Source organism: Cellulomonas terrae, from assembly GCF_007990265.1.
GTDB classification, from domain to species: domain Bacteria; phylum Actinomycetota; class Actinomycetes; order Actinomycetales; family Cellulomonadaceae; genus Cellulomonas; species Cellulomonas terrae.
On sequence record NZ_BJWH01000003.1, the window covers coordinates 48,913 to 66,483 of the forward strand.

The window sequence follows — 17,571 nt, forward strand, 5'->3', positions numbered from 1 at the left end:
GATGCACGTTCCACTGACGCACATGGACGAACCGCCGATCCGGACGCGAGAGTTCCTCCGCGAGGGCTTCGCCGGCCAGCGGATGCTGGTCGTCCCCCGGCCCGCGGTCGAGCGCGCGCTCGGCCACCCGGTGACGGGCAAGCTCGTCGTGACCGACGCCGGCTTCTTCCCCCACGCGTCGCGGCACGGTCGGGAGCGGGCCGTCGGCGCCGCCGAGCACGTCCTCCTGGTCTGCACCGACGGTTCGGGCTGGTGCCGGACGGGCGGGACCACCGTCCCCGTCGGGCGCGGCGACGCCGTGCTGCTGCGCGCGCGAGAGCCCCACGCGTACGGGGCCGGCGACACCGACCCGTGGACGCTGTGGTGGCTCCACGTCGTCGGGTCCGACTCCGGCGACCTCGTCGACGCGGCGCGCGACGCCGCCGGCGGCCCGGTCACCCACCTGCGCGACGCCGCACCCGTCGCGAGCCTCGTCGCGCAGGTCGTCGACGCGCTCGACGACGGGATGACGACCACGGCCTTCGTGCGGTCCTCCGGCGCCGCGTGGCACGCGCTCGCCCACATCACGGCCACGGGCCGACGCACCCCGGGACCCGGGCTCAGCCCCGTCGAGCAGGCCGCGGAGCACCTCCGCGCGACGGCGCCCCGCCGGACCTCCACCCAGGAGCTCGCCGCGATGGTGGGGCTGAGCCCGTCCCAGCTGAACGCCCTCTTCCGCCGGCACCTCGGCGCCTCTCCCCTGCAGTACCAGACCCAGCTGCGCATGGCGCGGGCCCGGGAGCTGCTGGACAGCACGACGTCGTCGATCGCATCGGTGGCACGGGCGGCGGGGTACGACGATCCGCTGTACTTCTCACGCCACTTCACGGGGGTCCACGGGATGTCGCCGAGGGCCTACCGCGACCGCCCGACGGGGGCGTGACGATCGCGGGCACCGACGTCGCCCCGCCGGCATCCGTGTCTCCGCTGCCGGGGACCTTCTGCCCTGGTCGGCGCTCGCGTCCCGGGCCACGCTCGTGCCATGACCGAGCGGACGTCGCTCCCGTCGCCGAGGCCGGTGGCCCGGCGGTGCGCCATCGCACTCGCGGGGCTGACCACCGTGGGCGCCCTCGCGGGCGTGCAGGGCTTCCTGTCCGGCGAGTTCGACCCGCTGGTCGACCGACTGACGTTCGTGAACGGCCCGCTCGTCCCCGCTGTCGCTCTCGCGATGTGCGTCGGCGTGCCGCAGGGCGCCGCGCTGGTGCTCGGCCTGCGCCGGCACGCCCGGGCACCTCAGGCCGCACTGGGCGCCGGCGTCGTCCTGACCGGCTGGGTGGTTGCCCAGCTGCCACTGATCGGCTGGGAGTCGCCCGTGCAGTGGACGTTCTTCGCGGTGGGGCTGGCGGAGACCGCGGCGGCCGCTCGCTGGAGGGGCTTCGGGACCAACGGCCCTGGGGACGCGGCGGCGCCTGGACGAGCCTGAGACGAGCAGAGCAGTGCCCAGGACACGGCGCCGGAGGTGCAGCATGAGCGGGCACATCGTGATCGGGTACGACGGCTCTCCGGAGGCGCAGGAGGCGCTGGAGTGGGCTGCCGACGAGGCGAGACGGGAGCGTCGTCCGCTGCGCATCGTCCATGTCGGGCTCGGGCAGGGCGGCGGCCGGTCACTGACCGAGGGCGTGGAACGCGTACGGTCTGCGGCCCCCGACGTCGAGATCACGTCGTCGCTGGAGCTGCGCGACAGCGTCCCGGGCACCCTCGTCGACATGAGCACCGATGCACGCATGCTGGTGGTCGGAGGGCGCGGCCTGGGCGGGTTCGCAGGCCTGCTGCTCGGCTCGGTGAGCACGGCGGTCGCAGCGCACGCCCGGTGCCCGGTGGTCGTCGTCCGGCACCGCCCGGGCAGCTCGTCCGTCCCGCTGGCACGGCCCGTCGTCGTCGGGGTGGACGGCTCGCGCACGAGCACCAGTGCGGTCGACCTCGCGTTCGACCTGGCGTCCCGCCGCGAGGCTCCGTTGCTGGCCGTCCACGCCTGGGAGATGCCTGCGTTGCTGGGACCGACCCCGGCATGGACACCGGACGAGATCGCGGATCGGCTCGTCGCCGAGAAGGCCCTCCTCGCCGAGAGCCTGGCCGGGCACGCCGACAGGTACCCGGACGTCGAGGTGCGGTCCACGGTCCGGCTGGGTGGCGCCGCCGAGATCGTGCTCGCTGCCTCGGGTGATGCCCAGCTGGTGGTCCTCGGCTCCCGGGGACGCGGCGGGTTCACGGGTCTCCTGCTCGGGTCGGTCAGTCATGCCGTGGTGCACCACGCCACCTGCCCGGTCGCGATCGTGCACCCGCACCACGCCCGCTAGGCCCCGAGGTCGGGTGGTCGTAGCGGTGGTCGAAGCCCACCTGACAGGTGCGGGACCACGGCGACCGGGCAGGCTGCGTGGTGCAGCGCCGCGTGGCTCACCGACCCGAGCAGGAGCCCGTCGAACCCCCCGCGGCCCCGGGACCCCACGACCACGAGGCTCGCGTCCTCGCTCTCGCGGACGAGCACGCGCCGTGCGTCCCCGCTCCGCACCGCACGCTCCACCTCGACCGCCGGACGGGTGCGCCGACGCACCTCGACCGCCGAGAACTCCTCGGGGACGGTGGCGGGATCGGACGACCACCGCCGGTCCTGCTCACCGGTCGCACCCAGGTCCCGCGGGCGTCCGTCAGGCACAGCGTGGACCGCACGGAGCGTCAGCCCGTTGGCCGCGGCCCACGAGAGTGCCAGGTCGGCGACCGTCGCCCTGAGCGCGCCGCCGTCCACCCCCAGCACGACCGGACCGGTGGGTTCGGACCGACCACGGACGACGACGACGGGGCACCGGGCGCGGGACGCCAGCTCGACGGCGACCGAGCCGAGAAGGAGCCCGGTGAACCCACCCAGACCGCGGTCGCCCACCACGACGAGAGCAGCACCCACGCTCGCGCGCAGGAGGACCGGCTCGGGCGCGCCGGGCACCACCGCTCCACTCACGGCGACCCCCGGCGCCGTCTCCTGGGCCCGCCGGACCGCCTCGTCCACGGTGCGCTCAGCCGATGCCTGCAGGCCCGCACCAGGCAGCCACGCGGGGGTCGGGACCGCGGGACCTCGGAGCTCGGGCCAGATGAACGCGTGCACCACCTCGAGCCGGCACCCGAGCAGGCGTGCCTGCACGGCAGCCGTGCCGACCGCCCGGAGCGCCGGCTCGGAGCCGTCGACGCCGACGACGATCAGGCCGGGTCCGACGGCGGCGGTCGAGCTCATGGCCATCCCTCCCGTGATCCACCGTGATCGTCTCCAGCGAACCGTGCGCGGGCGACCAGCGGAACGGCCCAAGGTCCTGTCCCCCTGCGAACCGCCCCGCCGCAGCGCAGGACCTCCGACTCTACGAACCCTGCGCGGCGCGTGCGCACGATCGAGGTGTCCGAACCGGACGACGGGACGAGGAAGTCTTCGGAGGTGTGAGATGAACCGAGAGATCGTGGTGGGGTACGACGGCTCGAACCACGCGGACGAGGCACTGGCCTGGGCTGCGAAGGCGGCTCGGCGCGAGCACACGTCGCTACGGATCGTGCACGTCGCACGGACGTTCCTCGACGGCTACGTCGTCGCCGACCGACCGTTGGACCTGACCGTCAAGATCGGCACGCAGGTCCTCGCGAACGGCGTCGAGCGGCTGCGGGTGACAGACCCGGACCTCGTGGTCACGACGCAGCTCGAACCGGAGGACAGCGTGGCCGCCGTCCTCACGGAGGCGTCGAAGCACGCCCGGCTGCTCGTCGTGGGGTCCCGGGGCCGCGGAGGCTTCGCGGGACTGCTCCTCGGCTCGGTCGGCGTGACCGTCGCGTCCCACGCTCACTGCCCGGTCGTCGTGGTCCGGACGCAGCCCGCCTCGGCGGAGCAGTCCGTGCGACCGGTCGTGGTGGGGGTGGACGGCTCTGCGACGAGCATGAGCGCCGTCGACTTCGCGTTCGACCAGGCGTCCCGGCTGGGTCTCCCGCTCGTCGCCGTGCACGGCTGGGAGCTTCCGTCGCTGTTCGGCCCGGTGCCGCCGTGGATGCCCGAGGAGGTGGAGGAGATCCGGGTGGCGGAGAAGGCGGTGCTGTCCGAGAGCCTCGCGGGCCACGCGGAGCGCTACCCCGACGTCGACGTGACGCCCGTGGTCCGCCGCGGCGGGCCGGCGCAGGTCCTCCTCGCCGCCGCGGAGGACGCCGAGATGGTCGTGGTGGGCTCGCGCGGGCTGGGGGGCTTCCGCGGCCTCCTGCTCGGGTCGGTGAGCCAGGCGGTCCTGCACCATGCCACGAGCCCCGTGGTCGTGGTCCGCTGACCGTGCGGTCGGCTCCGAGGGCCCCTGGACCCGAGCCCGACAAGGACCTGCGGGCCCACGCAGGTCAGGGACCCGCGGGCCCTGACCGAGCACATCACCACGCGACGGACCGGGTGCCTGGGACTCAGGGAGGTACGGCGATGACGAACGCACCACGGAGCGCGACCGAGCCGACGTCCCGCACGCCGCGCCGTCGTCCAGGTCCCACCCTCAGCGCCGCACGCGGAGCCCAGCGACGGCTCCGTGCGCAACTCGCGGGACGGTCCGGCGTCTGCGGCGTCGGGCTCGCCCGGACGGGCGACGGCTACGTGCTGCGGGTCAACGTCGTCGACGCCTGTGTCGACGTCCCCGCGGAGGTGGACGGTGTGCCGGTCGACGTGTGCACGACCGGTCGGCTGACCGCCCAGCCTGCCGAGTCCTGAAGGACGTCGGGCTGCGGCGGGTCTCAGGTGCCCCCGGCGCCTCTCGTCGTGCGGAGCACGCCCTTCGCCTGAGGATCTGCGATCACGGCGTCGGGTCCCGGGAAGACGAGACCGAGGTGACCGGAGTCCGACCAGCGCACGAGGAACGGCGGTCCGCCGTCTGCCCCGCGGACCTCCAGGACCTCCGCGTCGCGGCTAGCGTCGCCGAGGTGCGCCCCCGCGACGACGAGCCGGTCGCCTGCCGCGGCCTTCACGGTGCGCTTCCCGACCTCGGGTGCAGCGCTTGAGCGTCGTCCACGAGCACCCTCTCGCCGCGTTCCGGGACGCTGACCGCACACCCCACGGACGCGCGGACACGGTCCGCCAGCGCCAGTGCCGCACGCGGCTCGCCGTGCACCACGTACACGGCCGCCGGCGGCCGCTGCAGCTGACCGAGCCACTCGACGAGCTCGCCCGCATCGGCGTGCACGGAGAACTCCTCGTCGTGGACGATCTCCGCGCGCACGGGCACGTACCGCCCCAGCAGCTTGACCTCCCGCGCCCCGTCGACGAGGTCACGACCCCGCGTCCCCGGCGCCTGGAAGCCGGTGAGGACGATGCAGTTGTCGCGATCGGGCAGCCACGAGCGCAGGTGATGGACGATGCGCCCGCCGGATGCCATCCCGGAGGCGGACAGGACGATGCACGGCGAGTCGGGCCGGTTGAGCGCCATCGACTCGGCCGGCATCGGTGCGAGACGGAGGGTGGGCAGGTCGACGAGCTCGGGGCCGATCCCGGGCCGGAGCTGCCCCTGCGTGGCGGCGTCGCGGTACACCTCCAGCGCGGCGAGCGCCATCGGGCTGTCGACGATCACCGGCACCTCGGGGATGTCGCCGCCTCTCATGAGGGCAGAGAGCGCCTCGAGCACCAGGACGGTCCGGTCGATGGCGAACGCCGCGACGAGGACCGAGCCTCCGCGCCCCACCGTCCGGCGGATGGCCGCAGCCATGCGGTAGTGCGCCGGCGTGCCGACGTCGTGGCGGCGATCTCCGTAGGTGGACTCGACCACGACGGTCTCCGCGTCGGGGGGACTCGCCCGGGGCGGCAGGACCGGATGGGAGGGGCGCCCGAGGTCGCCCGAGAACAGCACCCGGGCACCTCCGGCCCGGACGAGGACGCTGGCCGAGCCGAGCACGTGACCGGCCGGCCACAGGGTGAAGCCGAGCTCGTCGGCGACCGTGATTTCGTCCTCGTACGAGACGGCCCGGAAGTGGGAGACGGCCTCGTCGGCCTGCTCCACGGTGTAGAGCGGCAGCGGGGGGTCGTGCCGCGAGTACCCGCTCGCACGGGCGTACTGCGCGTCGCGCTCGTTGAGGTGCCCGCTGTCCCGCAGGACGATCGCCGCGAGCTCGTTCGACCATCGCGTGCCCCAGATCGGGCCGGCGAACCCGTCGCGGACCAGGACGGGCAGGTAGCCGCAGTGGTCCAGGTGGGCGTGCGTGACCACCACCGCGTCGATGCTTGCGGGCGGGACGGCGAACGGCTCCCAGTTCAGCCGGCGCCACTGCCGTTCGCCCTGGTAGAGCCCGCAGTCGACGAGGAGTCGACGACCGTCGTGCTCGACCAGGAACGCGCTGCCGGTCACCGTCCCGGCGCCGCCGAGGAACGTCAGGGCCGTCCGTCCGACGTCCATCTCCGACCTCCCACCAGCGAGAGCTCACGCGTCGTCCTTCTCCCGCCAGCCTTCGGCCGCCGCCCCGCACGGACCAGGGTCGGAGGTCCCGAAGCCTGCGTGCGCCGGGTCCGGTCGGCATCGGGACCTTCTGCCCTATCTCGCGCACGGCACCCGACGAAGGCTGGTGGTGAGGACGAGTCGCCCCGGTGGCGGGGCGGCCCGGGTAGGCGGAAGGGAGCAGTGCGATGACGCACACCTGGAAAGTCGTGATCCACCTCTTCGATGCGGACGACGTCCGGGACGACGGCGACGTGACGAAGGCGCACGCCGTGCTCACCACGTCGGCGGGGACCCGCCTGGACGGCTACGGCCGCGCCCGACGTGCACCGCAGGACGTCGACGTCCCCGAGATCGGTGAGGAGCTGGCTGCCGCGCGCGCGCTGCGTGACCTCGCGGACCGCCTCCTGCGCGCGACCTCCGACGACATCTCCGCGATCGAGCACGGCGACGTGCACGTCGTGCACTGACAGCCGTGACCAGGCACGTGGTCGTGCTCGGCGGGGGGACCGCCGGGACGATGGTGGCCAACAAGCTCCGCCGCAGGCTCGACGACACCTGGGTGATCACCGTCGTGGACCGGGACGACGCGCACCCCTACCAGCCCGGCTTCCTCTTCGTGCCGTTCGGTGGTCCGACCCGATCGTTGGTGCGGTCACGCCACGCCTTCGTGCGCGACGGCATCGAGCTGGTCCTGGAGGCGGTCGACCGCGTAGACCCCGCCGCACGGGAGGTCGTGCTCCTGGACGGCCGGCTGCTCCCCTACGACTTCCTGGTGATCGCCTCCGGCGCCGTGCCCCGCCCGGACCAGACGCCAGGGATGCTCGGTCCGCAGTGGCGCCGCACCATCTTCGACTTCTACACGCTCGACGGGGCGAAGGCCCTGGCCACCGCACTGCGACGCTTCACGGGTGGCCGCCTCGTCGTCCACGTGACCGACGTGCCGATCAAGTGTCCCGTCGCACCGCTCGAGTTCACGTTCCTCGTGGACCACTGGCTGCGGGAGCGCGGGCGTCGCGACGCGACGGACCTGATCTATGCGACCCCCTTGGACGGTGCCTTCACCCAGCCCGTCGCGTCGCAGCGGCTGGGCTCGATGCTCGCCGAACGCAGCATCACGGTGGAGCCGGACTTCCTCGTCGAACGCATCGACGGCACCGCGCTGGAGTCCTACGGCGGTCGGCGGATCCCGTTCGACCTGCTCGTCACCGTGCCGCTGAACCGTGGCGCCGACTTCGTCGAGCGGTCGGGCCTCGGCGACGAGCTCGCCTTCGTCCCGGTCGACCGGCACACGCTCCAGTCGACGGCGGACCCGCACATCTTCGCGATCGGTGACGCGTCCGACCTCCCGACCTCCAAGGCAGGATCGGTCGCCCACTTCTCGGCCGACGTGCTGGTCGACAACGTGGTGGAGCTTGCTGCCGGCCGGGAGCTCACGCACTCGTTCGACGGCCATGCCAACTGCTTCGTGGAGTCCGGGGACGGTAAGGCTCTGCTGCTCGACTTCAACTACGACACCGAGCCACTGCCCGGGACCTACCCGGTCCCGTTCGTCGGGCCGATGCGCCTGCTCACCGAGAGCCGTGTCAACCACGTGGGGAAGCTCGCGTTCCGTTGGCTGTACTGGAACGTCCTGCTCCCCGGTCGGCCGATGCCCGTCCCGCCCGCCATGTCCATGGCCGGCAAGAAGTCCCCCGTCACCACGTCCTAGAGGCGGTGCACCATGCCAGTCACGACCCTCGCGGGCCACACGATCCACGTCGACGACGAGGGCTTCCTGACCGATCCCTCCGAGTGGGACGACGAGCTCGCGTCCGTCCTCGCCGCCCAGGTCGGGCTCACGCTCACCGACGAGCATCGTGCGGTCCTGGAGTTCCTCCGAGCGGACTTCCACCAGCGCGGCGAGACTCCGACGCTCCGGCGAGCATCAGCCGGCAGCGGCGTGCCCGTCAAAGAGCTCTTCCGGCTCTTCCCGCAGAAGCCGGCGAAGAAGATGGCCTACGTCGCCGGCCTGCCCAAGCCCGTGGGTTGCGTCTGACCCGCACTGACGACGAGAGGCACTGTCATGACCTCCACCGAGACCGCACCCGCGATCGTGCCCCAGTTCGAGACCGACGGCCCCTCGGGCCGCAAGCTCGCGATCATCTGCTCGAAGGGCAACCTCGACATGGCCTATCCCGGCCTGATCCTGGCGAACGCCGCGCTCGGCGAAGGCGTCGAGACGCACGTGTTCTTCACCTTCTGGGGGCTCGACATGATCACCACAGCCAGGATGAGCGACCTGAAGTTCACCATGCTCGGGAACACGGCGACCCACCTGCCGCAGGGGCTCGGAGGGCTTCCCGGGATGACCGCACTGGCGACGTCACGCCTGAGGAAGGCGATCGCGGAGCTCGACGTCCCCGACGTCCCGGAGTTCCTCGAACAGATCGTGGCCTCCGGGGGTCACCTGTGGGCGTGCCGGCTCTCCGCGGACATGAACCACCTGACGCCCGCCGACCTGATGGAGGACGTCGAGGGGATCATCAGCGCCAGCGACTTCATCGAGAAGACCGCGGGCGCGCAGCTGCTCTTCATCTAGCGGCCGGGCCGAGCGGTCCGTCCCCCGCTACCGCAGCGGGGACGTCACCGTGACGGTGCTGGGTCCGGTTCTGCGTGCCCACCCAGCAGGAGGTCGGTCAGGCCGACACCCCAGGAGTAGGCGCGCTCCAGCTCTCCGTCGCGCAGCGGACCCTTCGTGCCGAGCACCCAGAAGCTCTCGGCCCCGGCGGTGACGTCGAGGCCGGCGCGCCGCAGTGCGCGCCGCGCGCCGGCGGCGGCGGAACCGGGCAGGTGGGGGCTGGCGATCCGTGTGTCGAAGGTCGCCGCACGCACGTGCTGCTCGGGCTGCTCGAGCGCTGCCAGCCACTCCCGCACCCCCGTCGAGGGCGCGGGAACAGCCGTCCCGGCCTGGGCCTGAGCGTCCGCGCGCGTCCTGGGCCGGCTCATGCCGAACGCCTGCGTCGGGCCGCCGACGACCACCAGCTGCACATCGAGCGGGAGGTGCGTCGGGGCCGCGCCGACCTCGAGGAGCACCGCGTCCGGGAGGCGGCTGAAGAGGCCTTCCCAGACGGCTCGGGCGACCTTCCCGGTGTTTCCGAACGACGACTCGTACACGACCAGCGCCTTCATCACCCTCACCCTCCGCTGGTTCCGTCCAGGACGGGCGGCCCGTCAGAAGCCGTGCCCGTCGCGCGCGAGCGCGGCGGGCACAGCGGTCGTCGGCTGCCGGCTACCGCAGCCAGGCGAATCGCTGGACGGCGCGGATGCGCGCCCACCGGCGTCCCAGGCCCCAGGTGTCGCCCGCGAGCAGGACGGCGCACACGACGAGGACCAGGGCGTAGATGATGTGGTAGTCGATCAGGGGGTTGTTCGAGCCCTGCTCGAGCGGCCACTCCGCGATCCACATCAGCGCCATCATGATCGAGCCGGCGACGGCCGAGATGCGCAGCCCGACGCCGAGCATGACCGCGACACCGATGCCGAGCAGACCGAGCATGAACAGCCAGTCCGTCCACGTGCTCGCCATCGACGCGAACGTGTCGGCGAACGGGCCGGTCGTCCCGTACTGCAGGAACCCCTGGCTGGGCGTCCCGCCGTCGATCCAGGACAGCGTCGGGTCGCCCTCCGTCACGGGGGCGCCGGTGGCGTAGTGCAGACCGAAGGTCTTGTCGAGGAACGCCCACAGGAAGATGAACCCTGTGGCGAGCCGGGTGGCGGCGAGCCAGCGGCGGCCCGTCGCGGAGGTGACGACGTCGTCTTCGACCATGGTGGTCGGGTGCGTCGACGTCCTGGCCTCGGGATGAATGGTGGCCATGATGCCTTCTCCTTCTCCCACGGCCCCGCCGTCGGGACCGGGTTCTCGTCAACTCTGACGACCCCACGCTGCTCCGGGTCGTGGTGGCGCCCCAGGGTCGAAGGTCCTCACTGCGGACATCCAGGACTCAAGTCCCGGGACGCCGCGGCTCGGCGAGGCGGAGGGTGGAGGGAGCGCGGGCGGTGCGGTCGGCCACGAGGTCGGCGTCGTCCGCCGCCGACGGAGGAGGCTCCTCATGCGTGCCGACGGACCCGTGGTCGTCGCCCTCGACGGAACCGCACACAGCGCGCAGACGCTCCGGTGGGGAGTCGACGAGGCGGTCCGGCGGCGGGCCAGTCTGCTGCTCGTCCGGGTCGTCGAGGACTCCTGGCAGGGAACCGCGTGGAGCTGGTACCCGATCGTCGCGAGCGGCGACCTCGGCCTCGAGGCCAAGGAGTACCTGGCGGACGAGGCGAGCCTGCTCGAGGAGCACCACCCAGGGCTGCACGTCGAGACGCGCGTGCTGCACGGCCAGGTGGTGCCCTCCCTGCGGGAGCTCAGCTTCGGCGCCCAGCTGCTCGTTCTCGGCGCACACGTGCGCACCGGCCGCGCACGGACCGGGTCGACGGGTGCCCACGTCGCTGCGCACGCTCGCTGCCCGGTCGTGGTCGTCCGCTCCGACCCCGACCGGCCGGCGCCGACGAGGGCAGCGGTCGTGGTCGGCGTCGACGGCTCGTCGGCGTCGTTGGCGGCGGCGCGCGTCGCGGCACGGGAGGCGTGGATGCGGGGGCGGCCTCTGCTCGTCGTGCACGCCCGGCCGACGATCCCCGATCCCTTCGGGCGCGGGAGCGTCCCCCCGCTGGCGACCGCCGACGAGAGCGACCCGACACACCGGGCGGCGCAGGCCGTGGCCGACAGGCTGCGGGACGAGAACGACGGGCTCGCCGTCGAGCTCGCGCTCGTCGACGACGACCCGGCCGACGCGCTCGTCCATCTCGGTGCGGCTGCTGCGCTCCTGGTGGTGGGCTCGCGCGGGCTGGGCAGCTTCCGCGGCATGCTGCTCGGCTCCGTCAGCCACGCCGTGCTGCACGAGGCGACGGTCCCGGTGATCGTGGTTCGCGACGACGGATGACGGTCCTGGGGCGGGCCGCCACCGGTGCGATGCAGGTGGTCACCCGCTCCGCGCGGTGGTCGCGGATCCCGAGCGATCGGCAGGGTCGGCGACCGCGGCGCAGGGGGGCCCGGCTCGTCATGGAGCCGGGCCCTTCGTCTGCTGCCTGTCACCGGGTCAGGAGCACCTTGAGCGCCTGGGTCTGCGCCGCGCGTCCGAACGTGTCGTACGCCGAGACGATGTCTGCCAGGTCGAACCGGTGGGTGACGAACGCCTGCACCGGCAGCTTCCCCGCCGCGACCAGGCGAAGCAGCATCGGCAGCGTGGTCGTGTTGACGAGGCCGGTGGTGATGGTGATGTTCCTGATCCACAGGTCTTGGAGCGCCAGCTCGGCCGGTGTGCCGTGCACCCCGACGTTCGCGACGTGCCCGCCGGGCCGGACCAGCTCGGTGCACATGGTGAACGTCTGCGGGATGCCGACGCACTCGATCGCCACGTCGACCCCGCCCTCCTCGGCCACCGCCAGCACCTGCGCCTTCCATTCGGGCGCCGAGGGGTCGACCGTGACCGTCGCGCCCAGCCGCTTCGCGACGTCGAGCCGGTGGCCGTCGGTGTCGATGGCGATGATCTGCGCGGCACCGTAGAGCCCCGCGGTCGCGATCGCGGCCAGGCCGACAGGTCCGGCTCCGACGACGGCGACGGTGTCACCCGGCTGGACCTGCCCGTACCGCACACCGATCTCGAACCCCGTCGGGAGGATGTCGGAGAGCAGCACCGCAAGCTCGTCGGGCACGTTCGGGGGAAGGCGGTGCAGCGAGCTGTCGGCGAACGGTACCCGGACCAGCTCGGCCTGGGTCCCGTCGATCAGATGGCCGAGCACCCAGCCGATGCCGGACATCCCCTCGGGCGCCAGGCAGTGCGAGGGGTTCTGGCTCCGGCAGTAGGTGCAGACGCCGCACCCGCTGATGCAGGAGATGATCACGCGCTCGCCGACCGCGTGGCTGCTCACGCCGTCGCCGACCGCGACGATGGTCCCCACGCCTTCGTGGCCGAGCACGCGTCCGTCGGTGACCGCCGGGACGTCGCCGTGCAGGATGTGCAGGTCGGTGCCGCAGATGGTGGTGGTGTCGACCCGGACCACAGCGTCGGTCGGTTCGAGCAGACGCGCGTCCGGGACCTCCTCCCACGCGATGGTGTTCGGACCGTGGAACACGAGCGCCTTCATGGTGACTCCTCACCTCGACCGCGTCGGGCACGGTTGCCCGCGCACCTCCAGCGATACTCCGCGGCGCAGCGGGCGGGCAGGGCCGATGGTCCCGTGAGCACGTCAGGACGTGCCGGCACCCCGGGGAGAGGTCACCGCAGGATCTCCACGTCCTCCTGCTCGATCTCGGACAGCTCCTCGGAGCACGCCCGCAGCAGGCGGTGGGCGAGGTCCCGCAGCGCCCCGGCGGCGGCGATCCGGTCGCTCGCCTCGGCACCTCTCCCACCGTGCGACGGGTCGCGACGGACGCGCCCGTAGCCGTGCAGCGTGGCGCCGCTCGACATCGACAGCACCGCGTGCGCCTCGGTCACACCGACGTGCGGCGGGTCGTCCACGTCGAAGAGGTAGACGGCGACACCCCAGGTGCGTGCCATCGGACCACACCTTCCCTCTGCACGTGGTCCGCCAGGACCGGACCTCCGCCGACTCCAGCGTCGAGCAGAGGTCCTCGCACGGCCAGGTCTGAAGGTCCCGACTTCCCGGGTGCCGTGCCCCCTCAGGCGCCGTCCGGGCGAGTCCCCCGGCTCCACCCCGGCGACCGCTCTGCGGACCGGTTCTCGGTCGGCGGCTCCGTGACAGGACGGCCCTCGTACTGGGTGGACAGCACGATCTGGGTGTCGATCTCGCCGTGCCTCCCGATGCGCTCGAAGATCTCCTCCAGATGGGGCATCGACGCAGCGCGCACCCGCAGGAGGGTGCAGGAGCTGCCGCTGAGCTTGTGGATCTCGACGACCTCGGGGAACTCGTCCGACGCAGTGGTCCGGAGCAGGCACCGGCCGGGTGAGCACCGAAGCTTGACGAACGCGGTGAGCGGGAGACCCGCGTGGGCGGCGTCGATCCGGGCCTGGTAGCCGGCGATCACGCCGGCCTCCTCGAGCCTGCGGACCCGGTCGGCGGTCGCAGGCGCGGACAGGTTGACCTTGCGGCCCAGCTGGTTGAACGACAGTCGGCCGTCCTCCTGGAGCTCGGAGAGGATGCGCCAGTCCGTACCGTCGAGCGATCTGCTCATCCATCAACCGTAGCGCCGGAATGCCTCTGGATCGACAGGCGCAGGGCGCACAACGCCTTCGATGTGCCATTCACGGCAGCCGTCCACCTTCGTAGCGTCGACTGCATGACCGACCAGCCCACCACCACAGCAACCCGGGCGACGTCCGCGCTGTTCACCGGCGCCGCCCTGAACAGCGCGGTCGTCGCGACCACCAGCACGGTGGCCGCACTCGTCACGGTCGACGCCCTGGGGCCGGCCTGGGGCGGAGTGCCCGGCACCGCGGCGGTCATCGGCACGGGACTCGGTGCTCTCCTCGTCACCGCGCTCACCCACCGCGCCGGCACCCGGGCCGCCCTGCGGCTCGGGTACGTCGCGAGCACGCTCGGCGCCGCGGTCGGTGCGGTCGCCGTGCCGCTCGCCAACGTGGTGCTGCTGGTCGGCGGCATGCTCCTGATCGGGCTGGGGAACGCCGCCGCGCAGCTGTCCCGCTACGCGGCCGCCGAGCTCGTGCCCGCCCGGCGACGCGGGTTCGCGATCGGGCTGATCGTCTGGGCCGGAACCGTCGGCGCGGTCGGCGGCCCGCTGCTCCTGCTCCCCTCCGCGCGCCTCGCCGAGACCCTCGGACGGCCCGCGCTCTCCGGCGCGTTCCTGCTCAGCGTGCCCGCAGGCCTGTTGGCGGCACTGGTGGTGAGCGGACTCCGCACGGCCCGCCGACCCCGCAGCACGTTCCGGGTGCCCGTCCGGACGATCGTGCGGTCGCCGGCCGGACGCGACGGACTCGCCGTGATGGTCACCGGGCAGGTCGTCATGGCGGCCGTGATGACGTCGGTGCCCGTCCAGCTCCACCTGCACCATCACGGGCTGGACGTCGTCGGGCTCGTCCTCGCCGCCCACACGCTCGGCATGTTCGTCCTGTCCCCCGTCACGGGACGTCTTGCCGACCGCCTGGGACCGGTGCCGGTGATGGTGGTCGGCCTCGTGACCCTGCTGACCTCGACCGTCGTGGCGGCATCCGGCGCGCTCCTCCCCCAGGCCATCGGCCTGTTCGTCCTCGGCTACGGCTGGAACCTGTGCTTCGTGGGCGGCAGCGCGTCGCTGGCGGTGGGGCTGCCGGTCGAGCAGCGGGCTGACGTGGAGGGCTCGGTCGAGGCAGTCGTGTGGATCTCGGCCGCGGCCGGCACGCTCACGTCGACGATCGTGCTCGCACTCGCGGGGTGGCCCGCCCTGACGCTGGCGGCCGGGGCCCTCGTCGTCGTCCCCGGTCTGCTCCTGCTCCGCGACCGGCAGCGAACCGCGCCCGGAACGGGCGCCGGCGCTCGTGCTGCATCTCCGGCCGGTGCGACCCCTCGCTCGTCCGAGGGTGGCCGGCGGTGAGCCACGCCGTCCAGACACCGGGCACGGACGCCCGGGGTCTAGCGCGCCACGTCGACGGTCGCCCGGGCCTGGTCCCGGCGGACCGCCGGACCCGTCTCGGGTCGCTTCTTCCTGGCGAACCGGGCAGGAAGGTCCGGTCCGTCCCAGACCTGCACAGCACGCCAGATGGACGCGGCGATCGGGACGGCCAGCACCGCACCGGTCAGGCCCGCGAGCACCGTCCCCGCGGTGAGCGCGAAGAGGATCACGAGCGGGTGCAGCCGCAGCACGCGGCCCATGACGATGGGCTGGAGGAAGTCGCCCTCGAGCTGGTTCACGACCACGACGATCGCCACGACGACCAGCGCCTCGACGGGGCCGACCGCCACCAGAGCGACCAGCGCGGCCAGGATGCCGGCCACCGTCGCGCCGACCAGCGGGATGAACGCCAGCAGGAACACCAGCACGGACAACGGGAGGACGAGCGGCACGCCGACGATCGCGAGCCCGATGCCGATGGCGACGGCGTCCACCGCCGCGACGACCGCCGTGCCGCGGATATACCCGCCGAGCGTGCGGACCGTCGTGTCGCCGATGCGCACGCCGCGCTCGTAGCGCCTGCCCTCGAACGGTCGCAGGAGGAACTCCCACAGCTGCGGACCGTCCTTGAGGAAGAAGAACAGCACCACGATCATGATGAAGAAGCCGGCGACGAAGTCCACGGTCTGCGACACGCCCGCGATCGCACCCGAGCTCACCGCGTCGGACTGCAGCAGCCCCGTGACGGACTCCCGGACCGAGGCGATCTGCTCCGGGGTGATGTCGAACGGCAGCTCCTGGAGGTAGACCTGCAGCTCGTCGAACCCCTCCAGCGCCTGGTCGCGCAGGTCTCCCCACTGGTTCACGACAGCGCCGACGACCAGCCAGAGGATCGCGGACAGCACCGCCACGAGTGCGACCAGCGCGACCCACGTCGCCAGCACCGACGGAAGGCCCTTGCGGCGCAGGAACGAGACCAGGGGCGAGATCGCGGCGGCGAGGACCAGCGCGATGAGCACCGGGATGACCACGAGGGTCAGCTGCGTCACCACGAGAACGAACACCGCGACGACGGCGAGCACCGCGAGCACCTGCAACGACCTCGTGCCGACCCGTCCGAATCCGTCCGACCACAGCGCCGTCGCACTGCGTCCCGGAGGCGATGAGGACTCGAACGGCTCCACCACCTCCCGTGGACGGGCGTCCTGTCGTGGTCGGCGAGCGAACAGGCCCATCGGGCTCCTCCCAGTGCGCGGACGGCGGATGCCGGAGACCCGACGCTACGTCGGCCGACCGTCCTGCGCGCGATAGGCACCCACCCACCTCCGGCCGCCGACGTGTCGTGGGTACGGGGTGTCCACGTGCGCGAACCGTCGTCCGAGCGCAGAGTCGAGACGTCGGTCGGGGTCCAAAGCCCGTCGACGCCCAGTCACCTCCCAGAAGGAGCCCCACCGATGCAGTACCGCACCCTCGGTCACAGCGGCACGGTCGTCTCGACGCAGTGCCTCGGCACCATGACGTTCGGGGCTGAGTCCGACGAGACGGCATCCGGCGAGGTGCTGACGGCCTTCGTCGAGCGCGGCGGCACGTTCGTCGACACGGCGGACGTCTACTCGGGCGGCGCCTCGGAGGAGATCCTCGGACGGTGGATCGCCTCGCACCCGACGGACGCCCGCCAGCTCGTCGTCGCGACCAAGGGCCGATTCCCCATGGGCGACGGGCCGAACGACGTCGGACTGTCCCGTCGCCACCTGCGCGACGCCCTGCACGCGTCGCTCCGCCGGCTCGACGTCGAGCACATCGACCTCTACCAGATGCACGCGTGGGACGCGCTCACCCCGGTCGAGGAGACGCTCGCGTTCCTCGACGAGGCCGTCGTCGCGGGAAAGATCTCGTACTACGGCTTCTCGAACTACCTCGGATGGCAGCTGACGAAGGCGGTCCACGTCGCCCGGTCGCACCACTGGTCGCCCCCGGTGACCCTCCAGCCCCAGTACAACCTGCTCGTCCGCGACATCGAGCACGAGGTGGTCCCGGCGGCGCTCGACGCAGGGCTCGGTCTGCTGCCCTGGTCACCTCTGGCCGGTGGATGGCTCAGCGGCAAGTACGAGCGAGACGTCCCACCGACGGGCGCGACCCGGCTGGGCGAGAACCCCGCACGCGGCATGGAGGCCTGGGACGCCCGGAACGCCGACGCACGAACGTGGCGTGTCATCGACGCCGTCCGCGACGTCGCGGAGAGCCGCGGCGTCACGATGTCCCAGGTCGCACTGGCGTGGCTCGCAAGCCGTCCCGCCGTCACCTCGGTCATCATCGGGGCCCGCACCCGCGACCAGCTGACCGACAACCTGGCTGCTGCCGACCTCCGGCTCACGGAGGACGAGCTCGGGCGGCTGACCGACGCCAGCGCCCCGTCCGTCGACGACTACCCGTACGGCGCCGCCGGGGTCGCCCAGCGCTCCCGCACCATCGCGGGTGGGCGGTGACGGCGACGACCCTCCTCCGCGGGCCGGCGTGAGG

21 protein-coding genes are annotated in these 17,571 nt (G+C 72.8%); 12 read left to right on the plus strand and 9 right to left on the minus strand.

What is annotated here, in order from left to right; translation table 11 throughout:
- The first annotated feature begins 22 nt into the window (after positions 1-22).
- The 3 genes from CTE05_RS04145 to CTE05_RS04155 all read left to right on the plus strand — a co-directional run bounded on the left by CTE05_RS04145 (position 23) and on the right by CTE05_RS04155 (position 2,336).
- The gene (locus CTE05_RS04145; protein WP_146844857.1) at positions 23-922 is read left to right on the plus strand and encodes an AraC family transcriptional regulator; all 900 of its coding nucleotides are present in this window, start codon (positions 23-25) and stop codon (positions 920-922) included.
- A gap of 99 nt (positions 923-1,021) precedes the next feature.
- Positions 1,022-1,462, plus strand: a complete 441-nt coding sequence (locus CTE05_RS04150) for a hypothetical protein (protein ID WP_146844858.1) — start codon at positions 1,022-1,024, stop codon at positions 1,460-1,462.
- Positions 1,463-1,505: 43 nt separating this feature from the next.
- Positions 1,506-2,336, plus strand: a complete 831-nt coding sequence (locus CTE05_RS04155; protein ID WP_146844859.1) for a universal stress protein — start codon at positions 1,506-1,508, stop codon at positions 2,334-2,336.
- Here the strand turns inward: CTE05_RS04155 and CTE05_RS04160 are convergent.
- A complete protein-coding gene (locus CTE05_RS04160) occupies positions 2,333-3,262 on the minus strand; it encodes a universal stress protein (RefSeq protein WP_146844860.1) in 930 nt (309 codons plus the stop codon). The two genes, CTE05_RS04155 and CTE05_RS04160, sit on opposite strands and share 4 nt — an antisense overlap.
- Positions 3,263-3,464: 202 nt before the next feature.
- Between CTE05_RS04160 and CTE05_RS04165 the strand changes: the two genes are divergently transcribed.
- Entirely contained in the window at positions 3,465-4,325 is an 861-nt protein-coding gene (locus CTE05_RS04165) for a universal stress protein (RefSeq protein WP_146844861.1), read from the plus strand.
- Between the two features lie 140 nt (positions 4,326-4,465).
- Positions 4,466-4,747 (plus strand): hypothetical protein, encoded by a 282-nt coding sequence (locus CTE05_RS04170; RefSeq protein ID WP_146844862.1) that lies wholly within the window; start codon positions 4,466-4,468, stop codon positions 4,745-4,747.
- A gap of 23 nt (positions 4,748-4,770) precedes the next feature.
- On the opposite strand, the gene CTE05_RS04175 is transcribed toward CTE05_RS04170, so the two are convergent.
- Both CTE05_RS04175 and CTE05_RS04180 read right to left on the minus strand, forming a co-directional pair.
- Positions 4,771-5,001: a DUF1918 domain-containing protein gene (locus tag CTE05_RS04175; protein WP_146844863.1), complete on the minus strand. Its 231-nt coding sequence runs from the start codon at positions 4,999-5,001 to the stop codon at positions 4,771-4,773.
- On the minus strand, positions 4,998-6,419 hold the full coding sequence (locus tag CTE05_RS04180) for an MBL fold metallo-hydrolase (protein ID WP_146844864.1): 1,422 nt from the start codon (positions 6,417-6,419) through the stop codon (positions 4,998-5,000). Before CTE05_RS04180 ends, CTE05_RS04175 begins: the two co-directional genes overlap by 4 nt.
- 227 nt (positions 6,420-6,646) lie before the next feature.
- Here CTE05_RS04180 and CTE05_RS04185 point away from each other — a divergent pair, with 227 nt between their 5' ends.
- Genes CTE05_RS04185 through CTE05_RS04200 form a run of 4 tightly spaced genes read left to right on the plus strand, consistent with a single transcriptional unit; the run spans position 6,647 to position 9,039 of the window.
- Entirely contained in the window at positions 6,647-6,928 is a 282-nt protein-coding gene (locus tag CTE05_RS04185) for a dsRBD fold-containing protein (protein ID WP_146844865.1), read from the plus strand.
- A 5-nt stretch (positions 6,929-6,933) separates the two neighbouring features.
- Positions 6,934-8,169: a type III sulfide quinone reductase, selenoprotein subtype gene (gene sqr / locus CTE05_RS04190; protein ID WP_146844866.1), complete on the plus strand. Its 1,236-nt coding sequence runs from the start codon at positions 6,934-6,936 to the stop codon at positions 8,167-8,169.
- A 12-nt stretch (positions 8,170-8,181) separates the two neighbouring features.
- Positions 8,182-8,496 carry a TusE/DsrC/DsvC family sulfur relay protein gene (locus CTE05_RS04195; RefSeq protein WP_146844867.1) on the plus strand — a complete coding sequence of 105 codons (315 nt, stop codon included), beginning with the start codon at positions 8,182-8,184 and terminating at the stop codon, positions 8,494-8,496.
- A 27-nt stretch (positions 8,497-8,523) separates the two neighbouring features.
- Positions 8,524-9,039 carry a DsrE/DsrF/DrsH-like family protein gene (locus CTE05_RS04200; protein WP_146844868.1) on the plus strand — a complete coding sequence of 172 codons (516 nt, stop codon included), beginning with the start codon at positions 8,524-8,526 and terminating at the stop codon, positions 9,037-9,039.
- 44 nt (positions 9,040-9,083) lie between these two features.
- Here the strand turns inward: CTE05_RS04200 and CTE05_RS04205 are convergent, their stop codons facing one another.
- Positions 9,084-9,629 carry a flavodoxin gene (locus tag CTE05_RS04205; RefSeq protein ID WP_146844869.1) on the minus strand — a complete coding sequence of 182 codons (546 nt, stop codon included), beginning with the start codon at positions 9,627-9,629 and terminating at the stop codon, positions 9,084-9,086.
- Positions 9,630-9,729: 100 nt separating this feature from the next.
- Entirely contained in the window at positions 9,730-10,314 is a 585-nt protein-coding gene (locus CTE05_RS04210) for a DoxX family protein (RefSeq protein WP_146844870.1), read from the minus strand.
- A gap of 235 nt (positions 10,315-10,549) precedes the next feature.
- On the opposite strand from CTE05_RS04210, the gene CTE05_RS04215 reads away from it, so the two are divergent.
- Positions 10,550-11,425, plus strand: coding sequence for a universal stress protein (locus CTE05_RS04215; protein ID WP_146844871.1), 876 nt, complete (start codon positions 10,550-10,552; stop codon positions 11,423-11,425).
- Positions 11,426-11,573: 148 nt separating this feature from the next.
- On the opposite strand, the gene CTE05_RS04220 is transcribed toward CTE05_RS04215, so the two are convergent.
- The 3 genes from CTE05_RS04220 to CTE05_RS04230 all read right to left on the minus strand — a co-directional run bounded on the left by CTE05_RS04220 (position 11,574) and on the right by CTE05_RS04230 (position 13,677).
- Positions 11,574-12,629: a zinc-dependent alcohol dehydrogenase family protein gene (locus tag CTE05_RS04220; protein ID WP_146844872.1), complete on the minus strand. Its 1,056-nt coding sequence runs from the start codon at positions 12,627-12,629 to the stop codon at positions 11,574-11,576.
- 131 nt (positions 12,630-12,760) lie between these two features.
- Positions 12,761-13,042 carry a dsRBD fold-containing protein gene (locus CTE05_RS04225; RefSeq protein ID WP_146844873.1) on the minus strand — a complete coding sequence of 94 codons (282 nt, stop codon included), beginning with the start codon at positions 13,040-13,042 and terminating at the stop codon, positions 12,761-12,763.
- 122 nt (positions 13,043-13,164) lie between these two features.
- Complete coding sequence (locus tag CTE05_RS04230) at positions 13,165-13,677, minus strand: Lrp/AsnC family transcriptional regulator (protein ID WP_146844874.1); 513 nt, start codon at positions 13,675-13,677, stop codon at positions 13,165-13,167.
- 105 nt (positions 13,678-13,782) lie between these two features.
- Between CTE05_RS04230 and CTE05_RS04235 the strand changes: the two genes are divergently transcribed.
- Positions 13,783-15,033: an MFS transporter gene (locus CTE05_RS04235; RefSeq protein WP_146844875.1), complete on the plus strand. Its 1,251-nt coding sequence runs from the start codon at positions 13,783-13,785 to the stop codon at positions 15,031-15,033.
- A gap of 38 nt (positions 15,034-15,071) precedes the next feature.
- On the opposite strand, the gene CTE05_RS04240 is transcribed toward CTE05_RS04235, so the two are convergent.
- Positions 15,072-16,286 carry an AI-2E family transporter gene (locus CTE05_RS04240; RefSeq protein WP_146844876.1) on the minus strand — a complete coding sequence of 405 codons (1,215 nt, stop codon included), beginning with the start codon at positions 16,284-16,286 and terminating at the stop codon, positions 15,072-15,074.
- A 219-nt stretch (positions 16,287-16,505) separates the two neighbouring features.
- Here CTE05_RS04240 and CTE05_RS04245 point away from each other — a divergent pair, with 219 nt between their 5' ends.
- Positions 16,506-17,537, plus strand: a complete 1,032-nt coding sequence (locus CTE05_RS04245) for an aldo/keto reductase (RefSeq protein WP_146844877.1) — start codon at positions 16,506-16,508, stop codon at positions 17,535-17,537.
- The last annotated feature ends 34 nt before the right edge of the window (positions 17,538-17,571 follow it).